The 26,708-nt window shown below is 69.2% G+C and carries 25 protein-coding genes; 10 read left to right on the top strand and 15 right to left on the bottom strand.

Translation table 11 applies throughout. The features are described 5' to 3' along the window. The first annotated feature begins 19 nt into the window (after positions 1-19). A complete protein-coding gene (locus HUW62_RS11685) occupies positions 20-877 on the top strand; it encodes a hypothetical protein (RefSeq protein ID WP_176434458.1) in 858 nt (285 codons plus the stop codon). 10 nt (positions 878-887) lie between these two features. Here HUW62_RS11685 and HUW62_RS11680 read toward each other — a convergent pair whose 3' ends face one another. Beyond that, entirely contained in the window at positions 888-1,667 is a 780-nt protein-coding gene (locus tag HUW62_RS11680; protein ID WP_176434460.1) for an alpha/beta fold hydrolase, read from the bottom strand. 95 nt (positions 1,668-1,762) lie between these two features. On the opposite strand from HUW62_RS11680, the gene HUW62_RS11675 reads away from it, so the two are divergent. The 3 genes from HUW62_RS11675 (at position 1,763) to HUW62_RS11665 (ending at position 3,501) form a co-directional block, all read left to right on the top strand. Then, positions 1,763-2,281: a nuclear transport factor 2 family protein gene (locus HUW62_RS11675; protein ID WP_176434457.1), complete on the top strand. Its 519-nt coding sequence runs from the start codon at positions 1,763-1,765 to the stop codon at positions 2,279-2,281. Between the two features lie 372 nt (positions 2,282-2,653). Then, complete coding sequence (locus HUW62_RS48670) at positions 2,654-3,037, top strand: hypothetical protein (protein WP_255203379.1); 384 nt, start codon at positions 2,654-2,656, stop codon at positions 3,035-3,037. A 2-nt stretch (positions 3,038-3,039) separates the two neighbouring features. Then, complete coding sequence (locus HUW62_RS11665) at positions 3,040-3,501, top strand: SMI1/KNR4 family protein (RefSeq protein ID WP_176434456.1); 462 nt, start codon at positions 3,040-3,042, stop codon at positions 3,499-3,501. A gap of 14 nt (positions 3,502-3,515) precedes the next feature. On the opposite strand, the gene HUW62_RS11660 is transcribed toward HUW62_RS11665, so the two are convergent. After that, positions 3,516-4,352 (bottom strand): ceramidase, encoded by an 837-nt coding sequence (locus tag HUW62_RS11660; RefSeq protein ID WP_176434455.1) that lies wholly within the window; start codon positions 4,350-4,352, stop codon positions 3,516-3,518. 43 nt (positions 4,353-4,395) lie between these two features. Beyond that, the gene (locus HUW62_RS11655) at positions 4,396-5,763 is read right to left on the bottom strand and encodes a hypothetical protein (RefSeq protein WP_176434441.1); all 1,368 of its coding nucleotides are present in this window, start codon (positions 5,761-5,763) and stop codon (positions 4,396-4,398) included. 331 nt (positions 5,764-6,094) lie between these two features. Between HUW62_RS11655 and HUW62_RS11650 the strand changes: the two genes are divergently transcribed. After that, positions 6,095-8,545: an ABC transporter permease gene (locus tag HUW62_RS11650; RefSeq protein ID WP_176434454.1), complete on the top strand. Its 2,451-nt coding sequence runs from the start codon at positions 6,095-6,097 to the stop codon at positions 8,543-8,545. A gap of 78 nt (positions 8,546-8,623) precedes the next feature. Beyond that, positions 8,624-9,007 (top strand): hypothetical protein, encoded by a 384-nt coding sequence (locus HUW62_RS11645; protein ID WP_163863023.1) that lies wholly within the window; start codon positions 8,624-8,626, stop codon positions 9,005-9,007. A gap of 109 nt (positions 9,008-9,116) precedes the next feature. Here the strand turns inward: HUW62_RS11645 and HUW62_RS11640 are convergent, their stop codons facing one another. The 7 genes from HUW62_RS11640 to HUW62_RS11610 form a co-directional block, all read right to left on the bottom strand. After that, complete coding sequence (locus HUW62_RS11640; protein ID WP_163863021.1) at positions 9,117-9,698, bottom strand: DUF1629 domain-containing protein; 582 nt, start codon at positions 9,696-9,698, stop codon at positions 9,117-9,119. A gap of 15 nt (positions 9,699-9,713) precedes the next feature. Then, the gene (locus HUW62_RS11635; RefSeq protein ID WP_368670389.1) at positions 9,714-10,727 is read right to left on the bottom strand and encodes an AHH domain-containing protein; all 1,014 of its coding nucleotides are present in this window, start codon (positions 10,725-10,727) and stop codon (positions 9,714-9,716) included. 410 nt (positions 10,728-11,137) lie between these two features. After that, the gene (gene ureG / locus HUW62_RS11630) at positions 11,138-11,875 is read right to left on the bottom strand and encodes an urease accessory protein UreG (protein ID WP_163863017.1); all 738 of its coding nucleotides are present in this window, start codon (positions 11,873-11,875) and stop codon (positions 11,138-11,140) included. Positions 11,876-11,887: 12 nt separating this feature from the next. Then, entirely contained in the window at positions 11,888-12,550 is a 663-nt protein-coding gene (locus HUW62_RS11625) for an urease accessory protein UreF (RefSeq protein ID WP_163863015.1), read from the bottom strand. Between the two features lie 16 nt (positions 12,551-12,566). Then, on the bottom strand, positions 12,567-14,282 hold the full coding sequence (gene ureC / locus HUW62_RS11620; protein ID WP_176434452.1) for an urease subunit alpha: 1,716 nt from the start codon (positions 14,280-14,282) through the stop codon (positions 12,567-12,569). Then, a complete protein-coding gene (gene ureA / locus HUW62_RS11615) occupies positions 14,279-15,049 on the bottom strand; it encodes an urease subunit gamma (protein WP_163863011.1) in 771 nt (256 codons plus the stop codon). Before ureA ends, ureC begins: the two co-directional genes overlap by 4 nt. A gap of 85 nt (positions 15,050-15,134) precedes the next feature. Beyond that, a complete protein-coding gene (locus HUW62_RS11610; RefSeq protein ID WP_368670388.1) occupies positions 15,135-15,980 on the bottom strand; it encodes an urease accessory protein UreD in 846 nt (281 codons plus the stop codon). Between the two features lie 174 nt (positions 15,981-16,154). Between HUW62_RS11610 and HUW62_RS11605 the strand changes: the two genes are divergently transcribed. Beyond that, on the top strand, positions 16,155-17,285 hold the full coding sequence (locus tag HUW62_RS11605; protein ID WP_240356135.1) for a saccharopine dehydrogenase: 1,131 nt from the start codon (positions 16,155-16,157) through the stop codon (positions 17,283-17,285). Next, positions 17,285-17,938 carry a TetR/AcrR family transcriptional regulator gene (locus HUW62_RS11600; RefSeq protein WP_163863005.1) on the top strand — a complete coding sequence of 218 codons (654 nt, stop codon included), beginning with the start codon at positions 17,285-17,287 and terminating at the stop codon, positions 17,936-17,938. The genes HUW62_RS11605 and HUW62_RS11600 overlap by 1 nt, the downstream gene beginning before the upstream one ends. A 40-nt stretch (positions 17,939-17,978) precedes the next feature. Here HUW62_RS11600 and HUW62_RS11595 read toward each other — a convergent pair whose 3' ends face one another. The 3 genes from HUW62_RS11595 to HUW62_RS11585 all read right to left on the bottom strand — a co-directional run bounded on the left by HUW62_RS11595 (position 17,979) and on the right by HUW62_RS11585 (position 20,569). Next, positions 17,979-18,341 (bottom strand): PilZ domain-containing protein, encoded by a 363-nt coding sequence (locus HUW62_RS11595; RefSeq protein ID WP_163863003.1) that lies wholly within the window; start codon positions 18,339-18,341, stop codon positions 17,979-17,981. An 82-nt stretch (positions 18,342-18,423) separates the two neighbouring features. Then, complete coding sequence (locus HUW62_RS11590; RefSeq protein ID WP_176434450.1) at positions 18,424-19,125, bottom strand: zf-TFIIB domain-containing protein; 702 nt, start codon at positions 19,123-19,125, stop codon at positions 18,424-18,426. A gap of 22 nt (positions 19,126-19,147) precedes the next feature. Further along, the gene (locus tag HUW62_RS11585; protein ID WP_163862999.1) at positions 19,148-20,569 is read right to left on the bottom strand and encodes a galactose oxidase-like domain-containing protein; all 1,422 of its coding nucleotides are present in this window, start codon (positions 20,567-20,569) and stop codon (positions 19,148-19,150) included. A gap of 214 nt (positions 20,570-20,783) precedes the next feature. Here HUW62_RS11585 and HUW62_RS11580 point away from each other — a divergent pair, with 214 nt between their 5' ends. After that, positions 20,784-22,226 (top strand): ELWxxDGT repeat protein, encoded by a 1,443-nt coding sequence (locus HUW62_RS11580; protein WP_163862996.1) that lies wholly within the window; start codon positions 20,784-20,786, stop codon positions 22,224-22,226. Positions 22,227-22,288: 62 nt separating this feature from the next. Further along, complete coding sequence (locus HUW62_RS11575; protein WP_176434449.1) at positions 22,289-24,808, top strand: hypothetical protein; 2,520 nt, start codon at positions 22,289-22,291, stop codon at positions 24,806-24,808. Between the two features lie 38 nt (positions 24,809-24,846). Here HUW62_RS11575 and HUW62_RS11570 read toward each other — a convergent pair whose 3' ends face one another. Both HUW62_RS11570 and HUW62_RS11565 read right to left on the bottom strand, forming a co-directional pair. Continuing rightward, positions 24,847-25,620, bottom strand: coding sequence for a glucose 1-dehydrogenase (locus tag HUW62_RS11570; protein WP_163862992.1), 774 nt, complete (start codon positions 25,618-25,620; stop codon positions 24,847-24,849). A 32-nt stretch (positions 25,621-25,652) separates the two neighbouring features. Beyond that, complete coding sequence (locus HUW62_RS11565) at positions 25,653-26,639, bottom strand: zinc-dependent alcohol dehydrogenase family protein (RefSeq protein WP_163862990.1); 987 nt, start codon at positions 26,637-26,639, stop codon at positions 25,653-25,655. Between the last annotated feature and the right edge of the window lie 69 nt (positions 26,640-26,708).

Here is a 26,708-nt window from a genome sequence, read left to right as displayed (position 1 = left end):
TGTATAAGAGACAGGGACGATGGAGGGCGTGCAACTGGCGGGCATCGCCAACGTCACGGGCGGCGAGGCGTTGGGACTCCAGCTCGCGGCGGGTGGCAACCTCGCCTTCGGTGGGGCGACGGGCGTGCAGCTCGGGGGCATCATCAACTACTCGGAGCGCTCCTTCTCCGGGTTCCAGCTCGCCGCGGTGGGCAATCGCTCGGACGCGGACATGCATGGGCTCCAGCTCGTCGGCGGCGTCAACATGGTGGAGAACCTCACGGGCGCGCAGATTGGTGTCTTCAATCTGGCGGGCAGCGTGACGGGCGCGCAGGTGGGCCTCATCAACGTCGCGGGCAATGTGAGCGGGGTGCAGCTCGGGCTCATCAACATCGCCGATGACGTGTCGGTGCCCATCGGCCTGCTCAGCCTGGTGCGCAAGGGGCGCATCGCCTTCGAAATCTGGACGGACGAAGTGACACCGCTGTCCGTCGGCGTGAAGTACGGCAGCCGCACGGTGCACGTGCTCGCGAGCATCGGCATGAAGGGGCTGGAGGGAGACGACTCCTGGCGCACCGTCACGTCGCTGGGCGTGGGCGTGCACCTGCCCTTCGGCGACGCGGACCGCTACTACGCGGACGTGGACCTCTCCCTCGGCGGCTGGCAGCCCAAGCTCTTCGGTGAAGGCACGAAGAACAACCTCTATCGCCTGCGCGGCAGCGTGGGCTGGGAGCTGAAGCGTCGCTTCGCGCTCTTCGGCGGCGTGTCGCTCAATGCCTATACGCCGCCGGAGGACAACCCCGACAAGGGGATGACGTGGATGCCCCAGTGGCAGACGGGACGCGGGCCCTCGGGTACGCGCATGTGGCCCGGCCTGTTCATGGGTGTGCGCATCTGACGCGCGGGCCTCAGTCGCGCAGCAGCCACTCCAGCAGCTCCTTCGCGGCGTCCACATGGACGAAGTGTCCCGCACCGGGGAGCGTCGTCACCGGGCAACCGGCGGCCTCCAGGCGGGCGGCCTCCTCGTCGGAGACGTAGCGCGAGCGGCCTCCTCGGATGCACCGCATGGGTGGACGGCCCGTGCGCTCCACCGCGGTCCACAGGTCCGTGCCATTCACGCGCGAGTGCAGCTCCGCGAGGGCCTGCCGGTCGAAGCGCCAGCGCACGCCGTCGCCGTCCGTCATCAGATTCATCACCAGCCAGTCCGCGAGTCCGTCGGACAGTCCCTTGCTGGTGAGCGTCGCGCGCATCTCCCTGCGGTCCTTCGCTTGGGGCGGGGCCTGGAGGAGGATGCCCAGCACCATGCCGCTGTCGGACAAGTCGTAGGGCACGGGGCCGGGGGCGATATCGAGCAGCGACACGCGGGAGACGGCCTCGGGGACGTGGAGGCTGGCGGCGAGCGAGACGCGACCGCCGAGCGAGTGGCCCACCCAGTCGAGGGCGCCGTTGAAGCCCTGGGCGCGGGCGGTGTCCAGCACGTCGCGAGCGACGGTGTAGAGGTCGGCGCTCGGGGGAGGGACGGGCGAGGTGCCGTGGCCGGTGAGGTCGGGAAGGAGGAAGCGGCGCCGAGGGTCCGCGGCGCTCCACGCCAGCGCCAGGGAGCGCAGGTTGCGCCCCGAGCCGAGGAAGCCGTGCAGCAGCACCGTGGGCACATCCCCCTCACCGACCTGGAAGCTCTCGAGGACCACGCGACTCACGCCTTTCTGGCCCGCCCGGAGTCTTGACCCGGGGGTGGGCCGTGCCGCTTCATATCGCGAACTTCTCTTCGACGAGGTTGCCCCGCGTGTCCACTGTCTCCCTGTTGTTGTTCGTGCTCGCCGCCGCTCCCGTGACGGGAGCCTCCTCGGACCCGAAGGCCGCCATCACCACCGTGTTGGACGACTGGCACAAGGCCGCCGCCGACGCGGACGAGGCGCGCTACTTCGGGTACTTCACGCCGGACGCCGTCTACATGGGCACGGACGCCACGGAGCGGTGGACGCGCGACGAGTTCCGCGCCTGGGCGAAGCCGTACTTCTCCAGGGGCAAGGCGTGGAGCTTCAAGGCGGTCTCCCGCCACATCTTCGTGTCGAAGGACGGCGCGGTGGCGTGGTTCGACGAGGCGCTGGACACGCCCAACCTGGGGCCCAGCAGGGGCAGTGGTGTGTTGGTGAAGGACGGCGCCACCTGGAAGATTGCCCAGTACAACCTGTCCATTCCGATTCCGAACGACATCATGGATGAGGTGGTGAAGCGCATCCAGACGCAAGAGCCCGCGAAGCCCGCGCCGGCTCCCGCGCCTCCGGCTCCGAAGAAGAAGTAGTCACGAGGGATGAGGTGCGGAGTCGTGGTGCGGTGCGTGCCACCGCGACCTCGCGCGAGGCGCGTCTCCCCGATGTTCTTCTCGAATTCGCTGAGGCTATTTCGCCCTATGTCAGTCTCCCTCGGGTCCTTGTCTCGCGCGAGCAGCCCCCTCCTGCTGCTCGTCATTTCAGGTTGCGGCTCAGCCACGATCAGCTCCACTGGTGCCACACCAGCCACGGCGAAATGGATAGGTCCATCGATGCCGACGCCTGATGGTGGTTCGGTGCGAACGGCCATCTATTACGGCCCCTGGCAATGCAACGCGCAGTGGATGGCGCGGTGTGAGCAATGATGTGCCACGGCCGGGCACGCGCTGCTCGGCTGTATCTGGTTGGCGGACATCAAGGGGGATTGGACGGGGCGCTTCCTGGGCTTGCCTGCCGAGGGGGGCACTCGCCTCGCAGTGACGCACTGCTGCTGTGACTACCCGACGGTCAGCAATGCGGAGGAGATTCGCCGCCAGTGGGACAACGTGCGGAAGACCTTCCGGCGCACCTGGGCAGAAGAACTGGGCGAGTGGCCACAGACCGCTGGCCGGAACTGGCCGGGGCACCACATCCACGACCTGCTCCATGGCGGACATCCCACGGCGCAGTCGAACGTGCTGCCCCTCCCCGAAGAGGTGCACAAGGTCGTCAACGACGCGTACCCTGCATGCTATGCCAGGGACCCGCGATGGCTCTCCATCGGCTCAGTGAAGCCGTACGTGGACTGACCATGACGATGGAAGAACTCCTCGCCGAAGTCTCCCGTGTCCATCATCCGCATGCACCCGCGGCGCGGGCGGAGATCGCCGCTTTCGAGGAACGGGTGGGCTGGCGCCTGGATGATGAACTTCGCGCCTTCTATCAACACTGTGATGGTGCCGAGCTCTTCGACCCGTTGCCGGATGCGCGCTACAGCATCCTCTCGCTCGCGGAGATTCGACGTGCACGCATCGCGATTCGGGGAAGAGACGAGGACTCGGCGGGTCCTGCTGGCTGGTGGGCGCTCGTGGATGTCCAGGACGGGGACTATGCCCTGCTCGACGTCAGCGCTCCTCGTGACGGCGGATACCCACTCCTGGATGGGTGGCACGAATCGTATCCACTCAGGTGCCGGCCGATTGCCGCATCCTTCCGTGAGTTTCTGGAGCGAGCGCTGTCGGGTGGCGACAAGCTCTATTGGCTGAACGAGTAGGCTCGCTCCTGTCGTCAGGTGGGATTCGCTCCGTCCCGTGACGAGGGTGGTGCCACCTGCTCCCTGAGCCGTGAAGGCAACAGGACTCGCGGAATCACGCCGAGCACGGCCCGAAGCTGGGACTCCTTTCCCAGCGTCCTCAACCGCTCCCGCGCAATCACGAGCAGGAGCGCGTTGAACCCGAAGGCCACGAGCACGTGCCACCATGCATGGAATTGGGGGTTGGGGATGCCTCGTGCGGGAAGCGTCTCGTTGAGCGTGGGGCAGAAATGGATGTCACTCACCCACAACACAATCGCGAGCGCATAGGCCCCGATGCCGAGCTGGAACAGTCGCTTCGTGGCCATGTCCGGACTGCGCCGCTGCAGGAAGTACGTCCGCCCGAGCGCGAAGAACTCCAGCGACGCGAAGCTCACCTGGAAGAGGAAGAACTGCACCGCGCCCCGGGTGAACGCCGTCAGGTACGTCACCAGCACCGCGTGCCCGAACAACGCCCACGGAAACCAGCTCCCGAACCGTCGTTGGGGCCGGTCCTCCAGCAGGATGTAGACGATGACGATGGCCAGATAGAGCATCGGCAACTCGTCCAGCATCTGGTGCTCGCGGCGCAGCGTCATGTGGAACGCCGTGCTGCCCACGCCCACCAGCGCGAGCAACGCGAAGGCGAGGAGGAACCGCCGCTCCAACACCCGGCGGTGCAACACGACGCCCAGCACCCCCGTGAGGACCAGGATGAGACTGGACGCCGAGTTGAACAGCTCTCCGACGTGGAACAGGTGCTGGTAGTTCGTCTCGCACCAATCCACCGTGGAAGTGCTCGGGCCCCAGAAGCCCGTCGTGGTCGAGGACATGATGCCCGGCAGCGTAGCACCCGGACTTCACGTCTACCTGCACTCAGCGCGGCGCGACGATGTAGCGCCCCAACCGCGACACGGTGCCGCTCACGGTGTTCGCCGCCGTGTCCACCTGCGCTCCCGGAACCTCCTGCGCGATGCTCGCCGCGGGCTTCCAGTAGAGCGTGAGGGAGGACTCGGACGCGCCCGTGGGCATGAGGCTTGGGTCGTAACGCACCGTCAGTCGAGCCTGCTTCAAGAGCGGTTCTTCCCCGAACGTGAAGGAGTAGTTGTGCGTCCCGGCGAACGATTCCCACCCGGTCGGCACCACCATTCCCGAGCGCCAGCTTCCAGGCCCGACATGAAAACCCTCGGCCACGGCCCCCGCTGGAAGCTCCCAGTGCACTCGCCCTCCATACATGGAGATAGTGCCGCCGGCAGGGGTGAAGCTCGCCACGTCACCGCATTGGTTCGGGCGCAGCTCTCCCGCCATCGTCAGCCCCGTGAAGGTGTCCTCGCCCGCGAGCCCGTCCAGGAGGCGGTGATACTGGTACATGGACGTGGCGAGGGGAACGCCCCGGTAGAGGACCTCCGTCCCATCGCCTCTGGACCACAACGTGTCGATTCGCCGCACGCTCTCCGCGAGCTGCGGATAGTCGAGCCCGTGCTGCTGGCACAGGTTCCAGGCCGTGGGTGCGAACAGCTCGTTCGTCGCATCACACAGGCTCTGGGCGTCTCCGCTGACGCGGTAGGAGACCGCGCGCACGAACCACTCGTGAGAGAACTCATGGCGCAGGAAGAACACGACGTGCGCGTACTCGTGTGCCACCAGCACCTGGTTCGCGCGGGCCAGCGCGTTCTCCACCGTCAGGGGACGCGGGACGTTGGGCGGCTGTGCTCGCGATGCCTCCAACTCCCACAGGCAGACGTTCGACCCGGGCCCTGGACCTTCCGGTGTGGAGTTCATGAACGACGCGCCCGCGAGGTTGCCCGGACTCCCGCACACGCTGTCCGAGGCGAGGTGGATGTCCACCGGCATCATCTTCGGCGCCACGTCGACCCCCGTGAGTGACAGCAGGTCGTCCTTCACCGCGCGGAAGCCCGCGTAGCGAGCGAAGATGTACGACTCCTCGATGGGGCAGGGCGCCTGACAGACGATGCGGAACGTGTCCCCGGCGCGCTGATAGGCGACGTAGGACTGCCCGCCCAGCGTCACCGTCTGCGCGGGAATCGAGGGCACCTCGATGGGAGGCCCAGCATCGGCCCCGGCATCCGTCCCGCCATCGGTCCCCGCATCTGTTCCCGCGTCGCGCCCCTGGACACCCGCGTCGACAGGGTCACCGGGCGACGGGTCCTCCTCGTCGCCACAGGCCGTGAGCAAGAGCAGCGTTCCGAGCAGGGCACATCGCGCGAGATGAAGGAGGGTCATGGAGGATGTCGTCTCAGGGGGGGTCGCGAAGACGGATATGGCCCATTTCTCCTGTCGTGGGTACCCGTCCTCCCCGGAGTCTTCACCTGAAGTGGTCGCATCCCAACGCTTCGGCGAGGTCCGCGCGAGCCCTTGGCGTCGTCTCCCCGTCCGTCATGCACCACGAAGCGCGAGTGAGGCGCTGGCAGGCCCCACTTCGTGTTCCACGGGTGGGATTGGCTTGTCCCATAAGTGGTGCGCCCAGGAGCCCGCTGGAGCGCCAGGCGGGGGGCGCTCCGTGGCACGCTTATTCCATTCCGGGGAGCGGCATCCCCGGAACGGAGCGCGCGGCATGACGGCAGTCTGGCAGGACCTTCGGTATGCCGCGCGCGGGCTGAGGCGCGCTCCTGGCTTCACGCTGGTGGCGGTGGCGGTGCTCGCGCTGGGCATCGGCGCGAACGTGAGTCTCTTCTCCGTGCTCCACGCCGTGCTGCTCAACCCGCTGCCGTACTCCGAGCCGGAGCGACTGGTCGTCGTGCAGCAGGCGAAGCCGGGTGAGCTGGGCGGAGTCGCGTATCCGAACCTGCTCGACTGGCGCTCGGGCAGCACGTCCTTCGAGCGGCTCGCTGTCTACACGTCCACCCGCTTCACGCTGAGCGGTGACGGTGAGGCCACGCGCGTCACCGGTGTCATCGCCTCCTCGGACCTGTTCCCATTGCTGGGCACGTCGCCCCTGTTGGGGCGCACCTTCCTCCCCGAGGAGGACCGACCCGGCGGTGGGCCCGAGGGGGCACGGCCGGTGGTGTTGAGCCATGCGTTCTGGCGCAAGCACTTCCCTGGCGCGGGCGCGGGGGATTCGGGCGTGTTGGGGCGCGTGGTGCGACTGGATGACCTGTCGTTCACCATCGTCGGTGTGTTGCCCGAGGGCTTCAGCTTCCCGCTGCTGCACGAGCCCGCGGACCTGTGGGTGAGCGTGGCGGTGGACGCGGAGCCCAGCGTGTACGGCGGTACCATTCCGTCCAGCCGTGGCTACATGCGCTACGACGCGGCCCTGGGCCGGCTGAAGCGGGGCGTCTCCGTGGAGACCGCGCGGCAGGAGCTGAGCGCGCTCGCGAAGGAGCTGGAGAGGGCCCATCCGGACAGCGGCACGTTCACCGGAGTCGAGGTCGTCTCCGGGCTGGAGCGACTGGTCGGCCCCGTCCGGCCGGTGCTGTTGCTGCTGTTCGGCGCGGTGGCCTGTGTGCTGCTCATCGGCTGCGTCAACGTGGCGAATCTGCTGCTGGCCCGTGCCACGGTGCGACGGCGTGAGGTGGCGGTGAGACTCGCGTTGGGAGCGAGCCGCGCGCGCGTGGTGCAGTGGATGCTGACGGAGAGCCTGGTGCTGTCCTCCCTGGGCGGCGCGCTGGGCCTGCTGCTCGCCGTGTGGGGCGTGGATGTGATTCAGGCGTTCGCTCCGGCGGAGGTGCCTCGGCTCGACGAGGTGCGCGTGGACGCCGTCGCCCTGGGGTTCGCGGTGTTGCTCTCACTGCTCACGGCGCTCGCGTGTGGGCTGGTGCCCGCGCTGAGTGGCACGGAGCCGGGGCTTCGCGAGGCGCTCAAGGACGCGGCTCGGGGAACCACGGGTGGACGCTCGGCGATGCGATTGCGCGGTGCGCTGGTGGTGGCGCAGACGGCGCTCGCGCTGGTGCTGCTCGTGGGCGCGGCCCTGTTGGTGAACAGCCTGGTGAGGCTCACGCACGTGGACCCGGGGTTCGAGACGCGCGGGGTGCTGGCGGTGAGCCTGGACCTGCCCGTGTCCCGCTATCCGATGCGCTCGGCGAGCGTGACGGGCTTCTATGCGCGGTTGGTGGACCGGCTGCGCGGGATGCCCGGCGTGCTCTCCGTGAGCACCGCCGAGGGGCTCCCGTTGAGCGGGATGAACAACGGCACCAGCGTGCAGGTGGAAGGGGCTCCCGTGCGCAAGGACGAGGCGCGGCTGCGCTTCGTGGGGCTCGACTACTTCCGCACCCTGGGCATCGGCCGTGTCGCGGGTCGGGACTTCGCGGTGGGCGATGACCGGACGAGCCCCTCCGTGGTGATGGTGAATGAAGCCTTCGTGCGGCGATACCTGGACGGACAGGCCCCGCTGGGGCGTCGGCTGAAGCTGGGGTGGGGCGGCGAGGCGCCGAAGGAGATTGTCGGCGTGGTGCGGGACGTGAGGCACCAGGGGCTCGGCGCACCGCCGGAGCCCGAGGTGTATGTCCCTCATGCCCAGTTCCCACTCAACGCGCTGACGGTGTTCCTGCGGACGTCGAGCGAGCCGCTATCGCTCCTGGCCACGGTCCGCGCGGAGGTGCGCGCGCTGGACGCCGGGGTGCCACTGGCGGGAGCGCGGACGGTGGAGGGCTTCATCGAGGAGGCCCTGGTGCCGCAGCGCTTCGTGACGTTGCTGCTGGGCGCGTTCGCGGCGGTGGCGCTGGTGCTGACGCTGCTCGGACTGGGCGGCGTGATGGCGTACACCGTGGCGCAGCGCACGCACGAGTTCGGCGTGAGGGCGGCGCTGGGTGCGCAGGCCTCGGATGTGCTGTGGTTGGTGTTGCGGCAGGGGATTCGTCGCACCTGCGTGGGCGTGGCGCTGGGTCTGGTGGGCTCGCTCGTGCTCACGCAGGTGCTGGAGCGCTGGCTGTACGGCATCACCGCGACGGACCCGTGGACCTTCGTGGGGGTGTCGTTGCTGCTGACATTCTGTGCGCTCCTGGCCTGCTATCTGCCGGCACGACGGGCGACGAGGGTCTCCCCACTGGTCGCGTTGCGGGCCGAGTAACCGCGCGCGGCGCGGTGTCCTGGTGGTGTTGACGGCCTGGGTGGGAATATCCTGGGCGCATTGTTCGAAGGGGGCGCCATGTTTGATCATCCCCATCCGTGGCTTTGGGCCGTCATCAATCTGCTGGTCATCTATGTGGGGGCACTGGCCATCAAGGCGGTCCGGAAGCAGCGCCACAGGCGGAACTGGATCCTCACCCATGGCCGACGGGTGAAGGCCACGTTGCGCGAAGTCGACACCGGGTCCATGTTCCCGCAGGAGGAGGCGACCCTCAAAATGTCGCTCCTGATGCACGAAGGGGAGCCGGGCAAGGACTGGCTCCTGGAGCAGGTGCGTTTCGTGGAAGGGCGTGAGCGCATCGGCCAGCTGACAGCCGGCACGGTGTTGGATGTGGCCTATGACCCCGCGGCCCGTGAGAAAGATCCGCTGATTCTCCAGGTGGATGGCGACACCGTGATTTGAGTCGCATCGACAGTGCCTCCCAGGCTCTGGACGGTGGAAGGCAACTGATGTGGGCCATGCCCCCTCGGACCGTGAGAAGGGTTCGCGGCGGCCCCGACGGAGACGGTGGCTACCGCGCGGGTCCCGTCACGTCCGTGAACTTCGCGCCGGTGATACCCGCTCGCTCCATGGCCTCTTTGATTTCTTCGGAGACAACCAGGGCCACCGTCCAACCCCAGGTGCGGAAGACCTTGGCGCTTCCCACCTGTATCGGGTCGATGCGCATCCCGGCTACCGAGGCGTATGTGCCCACCTTCTCGGGCAACCCATCCTCCGGAGTCCAGTACCGCACCTCTTCGCTCGCCGTATCGTCGATGCACTTCACCAAGCGAGTGGCGTTGAGGATGAAGTGTTGTTCCGGGGAGTCGAGTTCCACGGGAAAAAGCTGCACGTCGTCGGGTGCCAATGCGGTGAAGAGGGGTGCCGCCTTCGCATGGATGACGGGGAGGCTGAATGCCGCGTGTGAGTAATCGAGCGGCTTGCCTGGGTGCTTGACGGGAATCTGGATGCGCTCAGTGGATTCAGTCGGATGCCCGCTCCTGAACCGCCATGGGTCCTCAATCTTCTGGCCCTCCTGGTCGAGCGGGTGCCCCAGTTCCCACCGGCCGGCGAGGTACACGTCATCAGTCAGTTTGAAGAACCGCTTCGGCATGAAGTCAATCTTCCGTCATTCAGTTCGGGTGACCCACCGGTTGAGTCGTGTCCCCGTCTTCGCGACCTCGCGAGCCAACATCCCGAGAATCCTGGTCAGCGCTTCTCGGCAGCGCTCGATGCTCTTGCAGGTCGAGGTGGCCTCGTCCAGTCGCTCGTAGACCTCTTCATGGTACTGCCTTGGATGAGGCCCCTTGTGGCCGGGGACTCGGACCAGGTTCGCCGCGTCGTCGAGCGACATGCCCGCCCGGTCGAAGACTTCTTGATACCTGGGCGTCCAAGGGCCTCCGTTGTTGGTGGACGTGCCGAACTTGTCGGAAGCAATGTGATGCCAGGGGCCCTCTGTGTCGACCGGAGCAATGCTGGTGGCGCTCGTTTCGCGGGCTGACATTGCCAGTGCGCCAGGTGCGAGCGCGATGGTGATTGCGCCCTCGGCGGGAATAGCCACCGCGCCGACCTCCGCGAGCGCCGCGAAGCGGAAACCGCCCTGGACCTCGGCCAGTCGCATGGCCTGGACGGAGCCCGGAAGTCCTGGTGTCTTGGTTGCCAGCCCCGCTGTGCTTCCCACGGCAGCCGTCGCGAGCATGATGAATACACGTGCCGAATTCTCGCCGAGGACCTGGCCGTAGCTTTCGCCGGCTGCGCGCAGTTCGTCGAAGGTCGTGGCGTGCCCGACGTCTTCCGCGAGGCGCTGCCAGCCTGCAATCAGGCTCCAGACGGTATCGATGCCCAAGTATGCGATGAGACATGCTGTCAGGGTGGCGGCCACGCCTTTGCTCACGGGCTCGGGTAGCAACCAGAGGCCGAGATACACGCTCATGGCGGTAATAATCGTGTTCCGCACAGCGATGGGGTCCGCCATCTCAGCCAGCGCTTCTTGGGTCTCCCGCAGGACCGAGCCGAGGGCGAAATGAAGAGCGACGGTGCGTCTGGCCTCTTCGTCGAGCGTGGGGCCATCCTCCAGCAGCCGAAGGCAGTCTCGGGCGTGCTGCGTCTGCTCGCACCAGCGACCATAAGCCCGCGTCAGCACTGAGTCTGCTTCTGGCCTCCAGGCCTCGCTGGGGTGGTCGCCGATAGACACGAGGCCCAAGCGTCCACGCACGTTCGCGTAAGCCTCATGCGAGGGGGGCCCCAACAGCCGACGAGCAGCCGACCCAGGTTGTGCGGACCTGCGCACATCCCGACCCAGACTCGCGATTGCCTTCGTGAAGTCGTCCTCATCCAGTTCCACGACCGCAACGTCATGGGGGCGTGGGGTGAAGGTGATGGGCTCGCCCGAGACTGTCTCCAGGCGCACGGTTCTGCTCGCACCTCCGCAGCCGACCACCATCAAGAGCAGCAGGGGAAGCAACCCTCGTGGTGACATGCGGAGCCTCTTGATGCGAGTTCACTTCGTCGGACGCTCCATCGAGCGCCCTCACAGCATCATGAACCGCCGGGTCAGGACGCGCGGGCCCCGGTGCGCTGCTTCCACGCGGTGAGCAGGTGTTCGACGACCTCGTCCAGGCCCACGTCCTTGGTGACCTGGGTGAAGACGAAGGGCCCGCTGCCTCGCATCTTCTTCGCGTCGCGCTCCATCACTCCCAGGTCCGCGCCCACGTGCGGCGCCAGGTCCGTCTTGTTGATGATGAGCAGGTCCGACTGCGTGATTCCCGGCCCGCCCTTGCGTGGCACCTTGTCCCCTCCCGCCACGTCAATGACATACACCGTGTAGTCCGCCAGCTCCCGGCTGTACTGCGCCGCCAGGTTGTCGCCGCCGCTCTCCACAATCAGCAGCTCCGGCGTCAGCTCCTCCATCAACTGCTCCAGCGCCAGCAGGTTGTGGCTGATGTCCTCGCGAATCGCCGCGTGTGGGCACCCTCCCGTCTCCACCGCCTTGATTCGCTCCGGCGACAGCGCGTGGTTGCGGACCAGGAACTCCGCGTCCTCCTTGGTGAAGATGTCGTTCGTCACCACGCCCAGCCGGTAGCGCTCGCGCAGCCTGCGGCACAGCGCCAGCACCAGCGCCGTCTTCCCGCTGCCCACCGGCCCGCCGATGCCGATGGTGAAGGCCCTCGACTGGTAGTCGCGCTTCTTCGGCTCCTCCCGCTCCTCGAAGTGGCCCGGATGGTCCCACTCCTCATGCGTGTGGTCGTGCTCGTCGTCATGGCCATGGCCGCGGTGGTCATCGTCGTGCATGTGCGCTTCACCTCAGGACAGGAAGAGTCTCGAATAGAGCCGGTCGTGCGTGGAACCCAGCAAGTCCAACAACGGAGACGGCTGCGCCAGCTCCTCCAACCCCAGCCCCGCGCAGCGCTCCCACACCGTGTCCAACAACGTCGCCGCCTGATGCTGGAGCTGGTGCGACTCGTGCGTGCCGATGATGCCCAACCGCACCGCCGCCGACAGCGTGCCTCTCAGCGTCAATGACAGATGCAGCCGCTGCGCCTCCGCCAGCTCCACCTCCAACACGTTCAACACCGCGCCGAACACCGGCGCGTGGTGGAAGCCCAGCCCCGCCGCCCGCGCTGACTCGCGCAGTGGGCCCACCGGCCCCGGGAAGATGCGCGCGCACGTGTCCAGGAACGCGCGGCCCTGCGTGCGGCTCGCCCGGTGCGCCACGTGGCTGGTGAGGAACGCCTCCGCGCGCGCGTCCAGCTCCGGCAGTCGCGACGGCTCGCGATGCGCCGCGCTCAACAGCGGCAGCGCTCCATACCCCGCCTGCCACAGCAGCTCCCGCGCGAAGCGGCGCAGCTCCGGCGCGCCGCGCACCTCGCCCGCCTGCACCGCCGCCTCCAGTCCCCCCGAGTGCGCGAAGCCCCCCGTGGGAAACCCCGAGTCCGCCAGCTGAAGCACCTTCCAGGACGAGCCCATGGCGCGCGGCTCCCGGTCAGAACAGCGAGTAGCGCTGCGCCAGCGGCAGCTTCACCGCGGCCTCACACCGCAACAGCTCTCCGTCCGCCCGCACCTCGTACGTCTCCGGGTCCACCGTGATGACCGGCAGCGCGTCGTTGAGCCGCATGTCCCGCTTGCTCAACCCTCGACACCGCTTCACCGCGACCACCCGCTTCGTCAAACCGAGCTCGCGCGTCGTCCCCTCCGCGAGCGCGCGCGGCGAGACGAACACCACGCTGGTGGCCCCGAGCGCGCGTCCCCGCGCTCCGAACATGGGCCGCATCAGGTACGGCTGCGGCGTGGGAATGGAGGCGTTGGCGTCACCCATCTGTCCCCAGGCGATGAAGCCGCCCTTGATGACCAGCTCCGGACGGATGCCGAAGAAGGCCGGCCGCCACAGCACCAGGTCCGCCAGCTTCCCCACCTCCACCGAGCCCACCTCGTGGGACAGCCCATGGGCGATGGCCGGGTTGATGGTGTACTTCGCGACGTAGCGCCGGATGCGCAGGTTGTCGTTGTCGCCCGTCTCCTGGCTCAGCCGCCCGCGCTGCTCGCGCATCTTGTGCGCCGTCTGCCACGTGCGACAGATGACCTCGCCCACGCGCCCCATGGCCTGGCTGTCCGAGGACATGATGCTGATGGCGCCCAGGTCATGAAGGATGTCCTCGGCCGCAATCGTCTCGCCCCGGATGCGGCTCTCGGCGAAGGCCACGTCCTCGGGAATCTCACGGTCCAGGTGATGGCAGACCATGAGCATGTCGAGGTGCTCGTCCAGCGTGTTCACCGTGTACGGCCGCGTGGGGTTGGTGGACGAGGGCAGCACGTTGTCCACGCCGCACACGCGGATGATGTCCGGCGCGTGGCCACCGCCCGCGCCCTCGGAGTGGTACGTGTGGATGGTGCGGCCCTTGATGGCCGCGAGCGAGTCATCCACGTAGCCCGACTCGTTGAGCGTGTCCGTGTGGATGGTGACCTGGACGTCCTCGTCCTCGGCCACGGTGAGGCACGTGTCGATGGCGGCCGGCGTGGTGCCCCAGTCCTCGTGCAGCTTCAGGCCGATGGCGCCCGCGCGAATCTGGTCCACCAGGCCCTCCGGCATGGACGTGTTGCCCTTGCCCGTGAGGCCGATGTTGAGCGGAATCGTGTCCGTGGCCTGGAGCATCCGCTGGAGGTTCCAGATGCCCGGCGTGCACGTCGTGGCTTTCGTGCCCGTCGCGGGGCCGGTGCCTCCGCCCACCCAGGTGGTGATGCCGCTGGCGAGCGCCTCGTCCGCCTGCTGCGGGCAGATGAAATGGATGTGCGTGTCCAACCCGCCCGCGGTGACGAGGTGCCCCTCCGCGGAGATGGCCTCCGTGGTGACGCCCACCACCATGCCCGGCGTCACCCCGGCCATGATGTCCGGGTTGCCCGCCTTGCCGATGCCGACGATGCGGCCCGCCTTGATGCCGATGTCCGCCTTGTAGATGCCCGTCCAGTCGAGGATGAGCGCGTTGGTGAGGACGACGTCCAGCGCGTCCGCGTCGCCAGCCCCCGCGCGCTGGCCCATGCCCTCTCGCAGCACCTTGCCTCCGCCGAACTTGCACTCGTCACCGTAGACGGTGGCGTCGCGCTCCACCTCGGCCCACAGCCCCGTGTCGCCCAGCCGCACCTGGTCTCCGGTGGTGGGCCCGAACATGTCCGCGTAGTGGCGCCGGTCCATCTTCCGACTCATTCGCGCTCCCCCTCATGGCCGAAGCCTCGCGCACGGACCGCTTCCATTCCGCGTGCGAGGTTCTCGGCGGACACCTTGCCGCTGCCCAACGCGTTGCCGCCGCGCACCACCTGCTCGCCCGCGATGGCCACCAACTGCACCGTCTTGCGCTCACCCGGCTCGAAGCGGACGGCCGTGCCCGCGGGGATGTCCAGGCGTCGGCCGTAGGCCTTCTCGCGGTCGAAGGCGAGCGCGCGGTTCGTCTCGAAGAAGGGGTAGTGGCTGCCCACCTGGATGGGGCGGTCTCCCAGGTGCGTCACGGTGAGGGAGAGGGTGTCGCGGCCCGCGTTGAGCTCGATGTCGCCGGGCTTCACGCGTACTTCACCGGGCACTCCGTCCCCCGTGGACACCGGCGCGCTGAAGCGCTCCAGCGAGGGCACCGGAAGGAAGCTGCCGTACAGCGCCAGCTCCAAGTCGCCATGCTCGGCCACCACCGGGTGGTGCACCGTCACCAGCTTGGAGCCGTCCGGGAAGGTGCCCTCCACCTGCACCTCCGCGAGCATCTCCGGCACGCCCTCCATCACCTGCGCGCGTCCCAGGAAGCGCCGCCCCAGGTCCATCAGCTCGGCCACGCTCCGGCCGTCACGGATGAACTCCAGCAACTGCGTGGCGATGAGGGCGACGGCTTCCGGGTAGCTCAGCCTCACCCCTCGGGCGAGCCGCTTCTGGGCCAGGAAGCCCGCCTGATGCAGCAACAGCTTGTCGACGTCGCGAGGGGACAGGTGCACGAGACCAACTCCCGGGTGCCCGAGGGCGCCATGACTTGACGCGTCAACACTAGTGCAACGGGTCGGTCGTCGCCAGGGAGGAGGTTCAGACGCGGCGGGCCCAGGGGTCGTCGCCGAGCAGCGCGGGGAGGAAGGAGAGCCAGTCCCGGGTGGTGCGCACCAGCTCCTCCACGGACATGGCGGCGGCGCGGACCAGCAGTCCCTGGGTGCCCAGCGGGCTGGAGGAGGGGATGAGCAAGGCGCGCGAGGTGACGGGCAGCGCGGTGATGCGGGCGTGCAGCGCCTCGCGCACGGTGGCCAGCGCGGGGCCGACGAGGAGGAGGGTGGCCATGGCCTCGAAGCGTCCCAGGCGTTCGGGGAGCGTGCCGTGCGTGGGGTCCAGCAGCCAGCGCTCGTCGACGAGGGCGCGCTCGCCCACGTGGACGCGCAGGGTGGAGGCGTAGTGCGAGAAGGCCCAGCGCTCGCCGCTGGCGCTGCGTCCGGAGGTGATGAGGTCCGCGAGGACGAGCGACGCACCTGGCGCGAGCTGGAAGGCGAGGGTCTGGCTGTAGCGCGCGCCGGTGAAACACGCGGTGGGGTCCGGCACCCAGGCGAGCAGCGCGTCCTCGCCCACGCGGGCCGACACATCGCTGCGACAGCCGGAGGGCGAGCGGTAGACGCGATTGGCGCCCTGGGAGGACACCCACGCGGCGGCGCCGGGCGCCACGTCCACCTGGAGCGAGAGGTGGTCCCCGTCCACGAGGCCGCCGCCGAAGGAGCTGGTGTAGGCCCACGCTGCGTGGCCGTGGTTGCGCGGGGTGAGCAGGCGCAACGGGCTGTGCGCGAGCGCGGTGCGCACCACGGTGCGGGGACCTGCGCGCTCGAAGGCGAGGTGGGCGAAGCCCGCGCGGCGGGGTGTCTCGTGGAGGGGGGACAGCGGGGCCAGGCTCACGCGGTCAGCCTGGGCCAAACGCCGCTGGAGCACAACGCCCGGCCCGTGGCGAGTTGCCCACGCGCGCGCCTCTGACGGGAATGAGCCCCTCGCTCCCACCAGGGCGTCCCGGGCGATTGTCGTGAAAATTAGGTCATGTGACCTATATTGTCCTCGTCGAGGCACGGACGTCCCGTGTCCACCCGTGTGGGAGTCGTCATGGTGTCCGAGGGAAGTGTCGTGCTGGTGGGGGGCTACGGCGTGGTGGGCGTCCGGCTCGCCCGCTTGTTGAGGGAGCGCCATCCCGGGCTGCCGCTCGTCATCGCTGGCCGGAGGCTGGAGCCCGCGCGCGAGCTGGCCGCCGAGCTCGGGAACGCCGAGGGCGTGGCGTTGGATATCCGGGCCCCGTCACCGCTGGCGGTGCTCGGTGCGAAGCCTCGGGCCGTGGTGTCGTTGGTCAATGACCCGGAGGACCATCTGCTGATGTCGGCGGCGCGCGACGGCGTCCCCGTGCTGGACATCACCCGATGGACGTCGCGGGTGAGGGCCGCGGTGCTGCGGCTGTCGGGCACGCCTCCGCGCGGGCCGGTGATGCTGGGCTCGGCGTGGATGGCGGGGCTGGTGCCTCGGCTGGTGGCCATGGCCGCGCGGCGCCTGGGACGGCTGGAGCACGTGGACGTGGGCATCCGCTTCGCGCTCGCGGACGAGGCGGGGCCGGACTCCCTGGAGTACATGGACCGGCTGGGGCTGTCCTATGACGTGACGGAGCAGGGACGGGAGCGCCAGGTGCTGCCGCTGACGGACGGGCGGCGCGTGACGTTCTCGGACGGACGGAGCACGCGGGTGTTCCGGCTCGACACTCCCGAGCAGGCGACGCTGCCCATGGTGCTGGGCGCGCGCGGCGTGGCGACGCGGCTGGGGTTCGACTCGGGCTCGGCGACGTGGTCTCTCGTGGTGCTCCAGCGGCTCGGAATCCTCCGCCTGCTCCAGCATCCCCGGCTGACGCCGCTGCGCCGCGCGCTGCTGGCGACCCACGGCACCGGAGGCGAGGCCGCGTGGGTGGCCGACCTGGAAGGAGCGCACGGCCGCACCCGCATCGAGGTGGTGGACCCGAAGGGCCAGGCGCACCTCACGGCCGTGGGCGCGCTGCTCGGCGTCGAGCGGCTGTTGGGGATGGATGGCGCGCCGCCTCCGTCCGCCGGCGTGTGGTTCCCCGAGCACGAGCCCCGGCCCGAGGAGCTGCTGGCCACGCTGCGCGCCTGTGGCGTCACCGTGCGGCTCGATGAGGTAGCGTCCTCCGAGGTGCCGACGAGGAAGGCGGCCTGATGTCCCCACGCGCGAGCAAGTCTCCCGGGAAGCTCCCCTCCGCGAAGCCGCGAGCGGGCACCGCCGTCCACGCCAAGGGCCATGAGCGCGTGGAGCGCATCCTGGACGCGGCCATGGACGTGCTGGTGGAGGACGGCTACGCGGGGCTGAGCCTGCGCGGCGTGGCCCAACGCGCGGGCCTGAGCCTGGGCAATCTCCAGTATTACTTCCCCACCAAGCAGGACGTGGTGCGCGCGCTGCTCGCGCGCTACCTGGAGACCGCCATCCGTCGCGTGCGCGAGCGCATGGACGGCGGAGGACAGGAGCCGGCGAAGCGGCTGCGACACGCACTGGACGCCTTGCTGGAGGACCAGGAGTCCCCCCGCCACTTCCAGCTCTTCGCGGAGCTGTGGGCGCTGGCCGCTCGCGACGCCATGGTGGCGGAGGCGCTGGGGGTCTTCTACGCCGGCTATCGCGAGGGCGTGGTGGCGCTGCTGCGAGAGCTGTCTCCCGACCTCACGCCCGCTCGACGGGAGCGACGCGCGGCCCTGCTGGTGGCCTTCTTCGAGGGGCTCTCCCTCTTTCGCGGCGGAGGCAGCCTGCGTGCCTCCTCCGTGCCCGGGTTGGAGCAGGAGCTGCGCGCCCTCTGGGACGAACTCGCCGGACGGCCCTGAGCCTTCCAGCGCCGTGCGACGAGGGAAGCTCCGGGGGCCTTCAGTCCTCTTCGACGACGAGCACCGACTTGAGGCGCTCCAGCGTCTCCGGGGTGACGTCCGTGAACGCGAGGCCTACTTCGTAGACGGCCACGCCGTCCTTGGGGAGCTTGCGCAGCCATGCCACGCGCGCGCGACATTCCAGCGTGGAGCCGTCTCCCAGAAACAGGTCCACCTCGAGCTGGGTGCCCTCCGCGTACTGTTCGTCGGAGTAGATGCGGACGCCGCCCAGGCTCGCGTCCAGCACCTGCCGCTTGTCGCCGAATTTCAGACGCGCCGGGCGCGCGTACAGCGGCGCCTGAAGACGGGGAAACAGACGACGGTCATCCGGCGGAATGCTCTTCGTGCTCACTTGGCTCATCATTCGGCACTCCCCCCGTCACAATCCGGCGGGTCTCACGGGACTGTCACGAGCATAGGGGATTCAGGCGCGGTGTGAAGGTGGGTCAATGGAACAACCCCGCCACCACCTCCAACAACCCACCCATCGCTTCTCCCACCAGGTTCGCCCCCTCCACGGCCGCCTCGGCGGCGGAGCCCAGTCCCTCGCTGGCCGCCTCCACCGTGACGCCCAGCATCTCGCCGACCTCCACCACGTCCGCCGCGTCGCCCGCCCGCTCCAGGGAGGTCGTCAGGACCTCGGCGGCCCGGGAGCGCTCGGGGCTGCCCGCCGTCACCTGGGACAGCGCCGCCACCGCCACCGCCGCCGCGGCAGCCGTACCCACCACCGCCGCGCCCACCGCGAGCGGACGCTGGGAGCGCTGGTGCCAGTCGATCAACGCCTTGAGCTCGTTCGCGTCCAGCCAGAGGCCATGGCAGCTCCCACACAGGTCGACCGAGCACACCTCCGTGCGCACCTGGGAGAGGAACTTCGCGCAGGACGGACAGCGCGCCGCGGGAGCGCCGCACAGCCCGCACTGCTCATGCGTCGCCGGGACATGGTGCCGCGAGTGACGGCAGCGCCGGGTCGCCGTCGGCAGGGCCGCCCGGAGGGCCTCCGTCTTCCAGCCCGGTGCCAGCCGCTCCAATTCACCCGCGTCCAGCCAGTGGCCGTGACAGCGGGTGCAGGTGTCGACGGAGACACCGCGCAGGTCGATGACGCGCAGCGTGGGAGCAGGTTGTGTGCAGACGGGGCAGTCGCTCTTCATGCGGTGTGCATTCTTCCACGAATCAGGGCGGGGGAATGCGCAGCCTCCGGCCACTGGAAGGCACGCCCGCGCTGTTCACGATGAAGAGCTGGTAGTAGCCCGGCGGCGCGAGGTTGCGATTGGCGGGCATGGTGGCGGTGATGCTTCCCGCGTCGCGCGTGAAGGACAGCGTGAGCAACCGCTGGTTCTGGTCGAACGTGTGCGTCGTCGCGTTGAGCGCGATGAGGGACACGCGGGTGGTGCTGGCCGCGTCGGGTGTGGTGATGGTGATGGTGCTCGCCGGCTGGGCCGTCGTCGGGGCCGCGGTGACGACGGGGCGCGCGCCCTTGAAGAGGTAGGGCGGTGAGTAGACCTCGGCGGTGCGCTCCATGTTGCCTCCCGCCGACAACACGCGTCCATCCGGCAGGAGCACCCCGGTGGAGTGATAGCCCCGGTAGCGCACGTTGCTCGCGAGCGAGGTCCAGGTGTTGGTGGCGGGGTTGTAGAGCTCGGCGTAATAGACGGGGAAGTCGGACGAGTCGAAGTCCGGGCCGCTGCTGCCTCCCAGGACGAGCACGGTGCCGTCCGGCAGAATGACGGCGTTGTGCTGCCGACGGCGGATGCTCATCGGGGCCATGTATTGCCAGGTGGGGTTGGCCGCGTTGAGGTCAATCTGCTCCACGGTGGAGGTGGGGGGCTGTCCTCCGCCGATGAGGAGCACCTTGCCGTCCAGGTAGACGGCGGGCCCGTAGCTGCGGGTGCCGTAGTTGCTCACGGGCCCGGTTCTCCAGGCGCCATTGCTGGTGGGGTCCAGCCAGAGCGAGCCGCGCAAGGAGCCGGCGTAGAAGAGCTGCCCGTTGGGGGCGAGGAACATCTTCGGGTAGTAGGGGATGTCCATCGACGCGTTGGTCAGCGTCCGCCAGGTGTTCGTCCCCGCGATGAAGCGCTGGGGAATGAGGTTGATGTCGTTGGCCCCATTCATCTCTCCAGAGGTGACCACGATGTCACCGTTGTTGAGCGTGGTGTTGGTGGGGTACCAGCGCGGACCGTTCATGTCCGGCATCTGCGTCCAGGTGTTGCTGAGGTAGTCGAAGATGCTCGCGTGGGGGAGGCCCACGTGGCTGGCGATGTGTCCTCCGGTGACGAGCAGCTTGCCATTCGAGAGGAAGGAGTGGCCGGAGCAGAAGATGTTGTAGCCCGCATAGGGATACTCGGTGAGCACATTGGTGGCGGGGTCCCAGCGTCGGGGCGGCAGGGCCCCCTCCTCGAACTCGCCGTAGAACATCACCTTGCCATCGGGGAGCAGGCTGGTGTGGGTGGCGGAGATGGGCCAGTTCATGACACTGGCCCATCGGCCGACCTGAGCGGGGGCCGGCTGGGCGCGGGCCGACGAGGCACACACCACGAGCCCGAGCAGCCAGAGCGCGCTGACGCGCGGCGAAAGCGTGACACAGCGGTTCGTCATGGAAGGGGAGACTCCGAACGCGGGGTTGTCCAGGCGCGGGCCAGAACGTAGGGGCGAGGCCGACAACGTCGAGCTGTTCCCGAGTCCCGTTCGCTGACGATTGCCCGACGAGACGCTGCCACTGGAGGGTCGTTGTCGCGCGTCGCGAAGTGTCTTCAGTCTCGGGCCCGCGCGAGTGATGGCTGTCGACTCGAGCGGATGAGGAGAAGTCCCGATGAGGTACAGGTGCTGTTTCCTGGTGGTGGTGTGTTTGCTGGCGAGTTGCTCGTCGTCTTCGGGGTCGCCGGAGCCGGTGCAGGCGGGCTCATCGCTGCTCGCGGGTCCCTGGGAAATCTGTACGAGGACCGCCGTGTCGCTGGGGGTCTCCCTGTTGGAGGAGTCTCCGTTCGCGCCGCCCGCGGAGCTCGTGACGCCCATGGCGCCCAGCGCGGGAGGCATGGTGTTCAGCGTGGACGACGGGGTGCGAGGCAGCGAGCCGTGGGTGAGCAGCGGCGCTCCGGGGGCGGGCACCCGGCTGCTGAAGGAGATCATCCCTGGAGCGGTGGGCTCGCACCCGACCTGGTTCACGACCGTGGGGAGCCGGGTGTTCTTCGCCGCCGATGACCCGGTGGCCGGGCGCGAGCTGTTCGTGACCGATGGAACGGTCGGTGGCACCCGCCGCGTGAAGGACATCTGGCCCGGCGCGGTGGGCTCGTTCCCGAATGAGCTGTTCGCGTTCAACGGACTGCTCTACTTCGCCGCGGGGGACCCGACGCATGGACGGGAGCTGTGGCGCAGCGATGGCTCCGCCGCCGGGACCTTCATGGTGGAGGACTTCGAGCCGGGCATCGAGGACTCCTCGCCCCATCGGTTCACCCTGGGGGGAGACGGCTCGCTCTACTTCCTCGCGTCGTATCGCGGCGTCATCACGATACTGCTTCGCTCGGACGGGGGGCCAGGCGCCGACGAGGTGTTCCGGATGTCGAGCGACCATGGCTTCCAGCTCCCGTTGGTGGCCGTGGGCAGCAAGCTGTTCTTCGCCGTGGGCGTGTCGCACTCGGGTGGAGCGATGCTGATGGTGACGGACGGGGGGGCGCCTCCGGTGATGCTGCGTCAGTTCGGGATGGTGGGGGAGATGGCGGGCGTGGGAGGGAGGTTGCTCTTCAGCGCGGCCATGGGGATGGACAGCGACGACATGGAGCTGTGGCGCAGTGATGGCACGGCTTCGGGGACGGTGCTGGTGGAGGACATCCTCCCGGGGCCCATGGGCTCGAATCCCGACCACTTCACGGTGCTGGGCAACCAGCTCTTCTTCGCCGCGGACGATGGCGTCCATGGCGTGGAGCCCTGGGACAGCGACAGCACGGCGGCGAAGACGCGTCTGTTCGGCGACCTGGAGGCCGGAGCGGGGAGCTCGTTCCCGGACGTGCTGACCACCGTCGACAACCTGTTCTTCTTCAGCGCGGCGATTCGCAACCGGGGCGCGGAGCCCTGGGTGAGCAACGGGGTGCGCATCACCACGGTGTCCCTGACGGAAATCGCACCCGGTCCGCTCGACTCCTTCCCGAGGAGCTTCACGCGCTCCGGTCAGAATGTCTTCTTCACGGCGCAGGACAACAGCGGCGTCCGGTACGTGTATGCGCTGCCCATCGCGCCCGTGGGAGGGTGTCCTCCCTGAGCCAGGCGCGTCCTGGCGCCGTCCGGGAGTACAGCGGCGCCGGGACGTTGTAGACAGGGGGCATGGCCCTTCCGTGGGAGAACGGTGCCCTGCGTGGCACGCGGGTGCGGTGTCCAGGCTGCACCCGCTTCAATACACCCGGCGTCCGCTGTCCGAGCTGCGCGTGCGGCCCGGTGCCGCCCGAGCACTACGGCGCCGCGCGCATGCTGCTCCACGCGGGCGTGGACCGCTTCGCGCTGGTGGGGCGGCTGGAGGCGCTGGCGCCCGCCCTGTCGTGGCAGTTGGAGTCCCAGTACGCCGCGCGGTGGGCGGACGTGCTGCGCGTCATCGCGGACGTGCGCCGATGCGAGCCCTGCCTGCTGCTCCCGGGCTTCGTCGAGGAGGCCGAGGACCGCTGGGCGGAGCTGCTCCCGTGGACCCAGCCCCCGGTGCCCGAGTCCTCCCCGGAGGACGGCGAGGACATGCTGACGGTGATGTTCCGGCACGGTCCGGGCTCCGAGGTCCGCCAGCTCGCGGCGCTCGCCAAGGTGCACCTGCGACAAGACACGCGGGACATGTTCTCCACCGTCCTGTCCTGTCTGTATGAAGAGGGGCGCGCGGCGATGGAGGCCGCGCTCGCCCTGACGCGCTGGCGGGTGTGGAGCCGCACGCGGTTGCAGCGGCAGCAGCGCGAGCTCGTCGAGCGTCACGCGCGTGCCGCCTTCGCGGCCTTCCCGGAGCAGGCCGCGTGGGCCGCGGTGGCCTGGGTGCGAGCCACCGGAAAGCCGCCGGAGGTGGACCTGCTTTTCGCGCTGCGTGAGGGGCTGCGCTCCCGGGATGAGGACCTCCGCTTCGAGTGCGCGCTCGTGCTCCGCGACGAGCCGGGGCTGCTCGCGGCGCTGGATTCGGAGGACGGAGACGTGGTGACGGAGGCGCGGGGCACGCTGGCGGCGCTGGGCTCGTCGGCGCTGCTCGCGAGCCTCGGCGAGACGGGAGACGCGGACTTCGTCCGGGACGTGCTGCGGCGGCTGCCCTCACCGCCCACGCTGGAGGCGCTGGACGCGGTGCTCGCCGTCGCCGCGCGGGAGCCGGACACGCTCGCGGACGCGGTGCAGTCCTGGGCCCGCGACACTCCCTTCGAGCGCCTGTCTCCAGAAGTCCATGCCCGCTGGGAGACGTGGGCCCGTGACATCCTGGGCACGTGGCCCGCGCGCAACGTGATGCGGTGGTTGGAGTGGGCTACCGATGAACGCGAGGCCCGGGCCACGCCGGCCGCGCGCGCCTTCCATGACGCCGCCGTGCGGGCGCTCCGGCTCGCCCCTTCCGCCGAGCGCGTGGAGCTGGTGCGAGCGAGCGGCTTCACGACCTTGCTCGCGCTGGGCGACGTGGAGGAGCTGACGCTGGTTCACTCGTGGGCGCGCGATGCGGCCTGCGCGGAGCCGCTGTTGGACTTGCTGGTGTCGCTGCCAGGGCGGCTGGACCGCCTGACGCCGGAGCTGGGAAGAGGCCGCTCGGCGCGGCTGCTGATGGCGGCGTGGGAGAAGCCCTCACGCGCGGCGGTGCTGGCTCCCTTCGCGAAGGCGGTGCGCTCCTGGAGCGGCATCTCCGGACGCGAGGAGCTCATCGACGCCGTGTGGCTGCGCTTCCAGCGCTACCCAGACGAGCGCGCGGAGCTGCTGGCCGCCTTCACGCCCTGGCGACAGGAGCTGTGGGAGCGTCAGCTCGCGGCGGAGCCGGACCCCCTCGTCACCTTCGAGACGTGGTGGCGCGTGGACTCGCAGCTCCAGCTCCCGAAGCTGGTGGCGTGGTTGTTGGACGACGTCCCCGCCCGGACGCTGGCCGAGCGCCTGCCCTTCGTCTGGAGGGCGGCGGAGGCTCGGGTGGCGGCGTGGCCGCGCTCCACCTCGCATGCGGTGTTCCACGCGTCCTCGCCGCTCAACCATGCGCTGCGCCAGGGGAACGACTTCCTCATCCCCGACGTGGAGCGCTTCCTGGCGTGGCTCCCGGACTTCGAGCGGCGCATCCGCGAGGCACCCGTCCAGGAGGCCGAGTCCAGCTACCACCGCGACCTGCTGGAGGACATCCACGTCGACGTGAAGATGATGGGCGAGTACCTCCAGCGCCAGCGGGACGACGAGGAGTCACGGCGCCAGGACGAGCTGCGGCGGCGCGTGGAGGAGTCCCGACGCAGGGACCAGCAGCGGCAAATCGAGCTGGCCCAGCGCGAGGCCGAGGCCGCCCAGCGCGAGGCGGACCGGGTGCGCGAGGAGCAGGAGGCGCACCGCGTGCGGCTGATGAACGCGGTGGCTCAAATGGGACCGCCCGTGTCCCTGGAGCGGTGGTTCCAGGCCCGCCCCCAGGTGGACGCGCAGGAGCTGGACACGGAGGTCATCCTCCCCGGGGCGACGCTGGGCACGTTGCTGGAGTACGCGCGGGTTCTCAAGGCGATGAGCGTGTCGAGCAACGCGCTGGCGGTCTTCGAAGCGCGCGGCCTGTCGATTGCCGACTGGAGCACGGAGGCGCAGGCCTGGATACAGGCGATGATGCGGCGCCCGGAGCTGAGCGTGCGCTTCGCGCAGATGCTGACGGCGCCCTGGACCTGAGCGCCGCCAGTCACCCGGCTTGAAGCTTGAAGCCGGGGCTACTGCGCGGACGAGCCGCCGTCGAGGACGAACTCGGAGCCCGTCATCAGCTTCGACTCGTCCGACGCGAGGTACACGACGGCGTGGGCGATGTCGTCCGGCTCGCCCAGGTGGCCCAGGGGGATGCTGCGCCGCATCCCCTCGCGCATCTTGTCCGGCACGCCGCTGGCGTCCATCAGCGCCTTCACCATGGTCGTCTCCACGAAGGTGGGGTGGATGGAGTTGCAGCGGATGCCGTAGCCCTGCTGCGCGCAGTGCAGCGCCACCGACTTGGTGAACATGCGCACGGCGCCCTTGGCGCTGCCGTAGGCGGGCAGCGTGGGCACGCCGATGAGGCCCGCCAGCGAGGAGATGTTGATGATGGAGCCCTTGGCGCCACACTTTCGCATGGCGCGGATGCCGTGCTTGCAGCCCAGGAACGTGCCGTCCAGGTTGACCGCGTGCACCAGCCTCCACTCCTCCAGGGAGATGTGCTCCACGTCCTTGGGGATGCCCAGGCCCGCGTTGTTGACGAGCACGTCCAGCCGGCCGAACTTCTCCAGCGTCGTGTCGATGGCCTGGACCCAGTCCTCCTCGCGCGTGACGTCGAGCGGGAGGAACAGGCCCTGGCCCTCGCCCAGGGACGCGGCCACTTCACGCCCGAGCGCTTCCTGGCTCTTGCGGTCCGTCACCACGACCTTCGCGCCCTCGCGCGCCAGCATCCGCGCGGACGCGCTGCCCAGGCCGCCCGCCGCGCCCGTGATGAGTGCCACCTTGCCTTCCACGCGTTTCATCGTCGTGTTCCTTTCGGGGCTGCGAGTGGGAGTCAGACGGGACCGTTGGGCGTGAGCAGCACCTTGCCGCCGCGTCCGCCTTCCATGGCGCGCGCCAGGGCGTCCTGGATGGCATCCAGCGAGAAGGTGCCCTCCACCGCCGTCTTCAGCGTGCCGTCCGCCAGCAGCTTCGACAGCCGGGCGTAGGTGTCGCGCTGGTGCTCGCGCTGGGCGCGCTTCAGCCACAGCACCAGCCAGAAGCCGCGCAGGGTGACGTCCTTGAAGATGGTGGCCTCCGCCGACAGCTTGGGGCCCTTGCCGCTCATGACGCCGTAGTTGACCACCGTGCCGCCGGTGGCGAGCGAGTCGCCGAGCCGCCGCGTGGAGTCGCCACCCACGCCGTCGATGGCCAGCCGCACCTTCGCGCCGCCCGTCGCCTCGCGCACGCGCTCCTTCAGGTCGTCCGTGTCCGTGAGCACGACGTCCGCGCCCAGCGCGAGCAGCTCCGGCGCCAGCTCCTCGCGGCGCACGACGTTGAGCGTCTTGTAGCCGGCCTGCTTCGCCAGGGTGATGAGGTAGCGGCCCACCGCGGAGTTGGCCGCGTTCTGGAGCACCCAGTCTCCGGGCTGCAGGGTGACGAACTCGCGCAGCATGATGTCCGCGGTGGGCGGGTTGACGAACAGCATGGACGCCTGCTTCACGTCCGTGCCCTTGGGCACCGGCATCAGCCCCTCGGCGGGGGCGACCAGGTGGGTGCGCCACGTCCCAGAGCCCAGCGGCAGGAAGACGACGTCTCCCACCTTCACCGCCGACGAGTCCTTCACCTCCACCACGCGGCCCACGCCCTCGTTGCCCGGTATCGCCGGCAGCTTGGGCAGCGAGCCGTACTGGCCGGAGAGGGTGAGCACGTCCGAGGGATTGATGGGGCTGGCCAAAACTTCGAGCCGGACCTCGCCCGACTTCAGCTCCGCGTCGGGCTCCTCCACCACCTCCACCACCTTCAACGGGTGCCCGAACTTCGAAAACCGGACCGCTTTCATGTGTTGCTCCGTGTGCGCGCGGGAAATCGGTGTCGCACCCTAGCGACCTTCGAGGCCGGAGCCGAGCAC

It is taken from the genome of Myxococcus sp. AM011 (genome assembly GCF_013372595.1).
GTDB classification, from domain to species: domain Bacteria; phylum Myxococcota; class Myxococcia; order Myxococcales; family Myxococcaceae; genus Myxococcus; species Myxococcus eversor.
The sequence above is the reverse complement of the archived record's forward strand: the minus strand, read 5'-3'. Positions and strand labels throughout refer to the sequence as shown.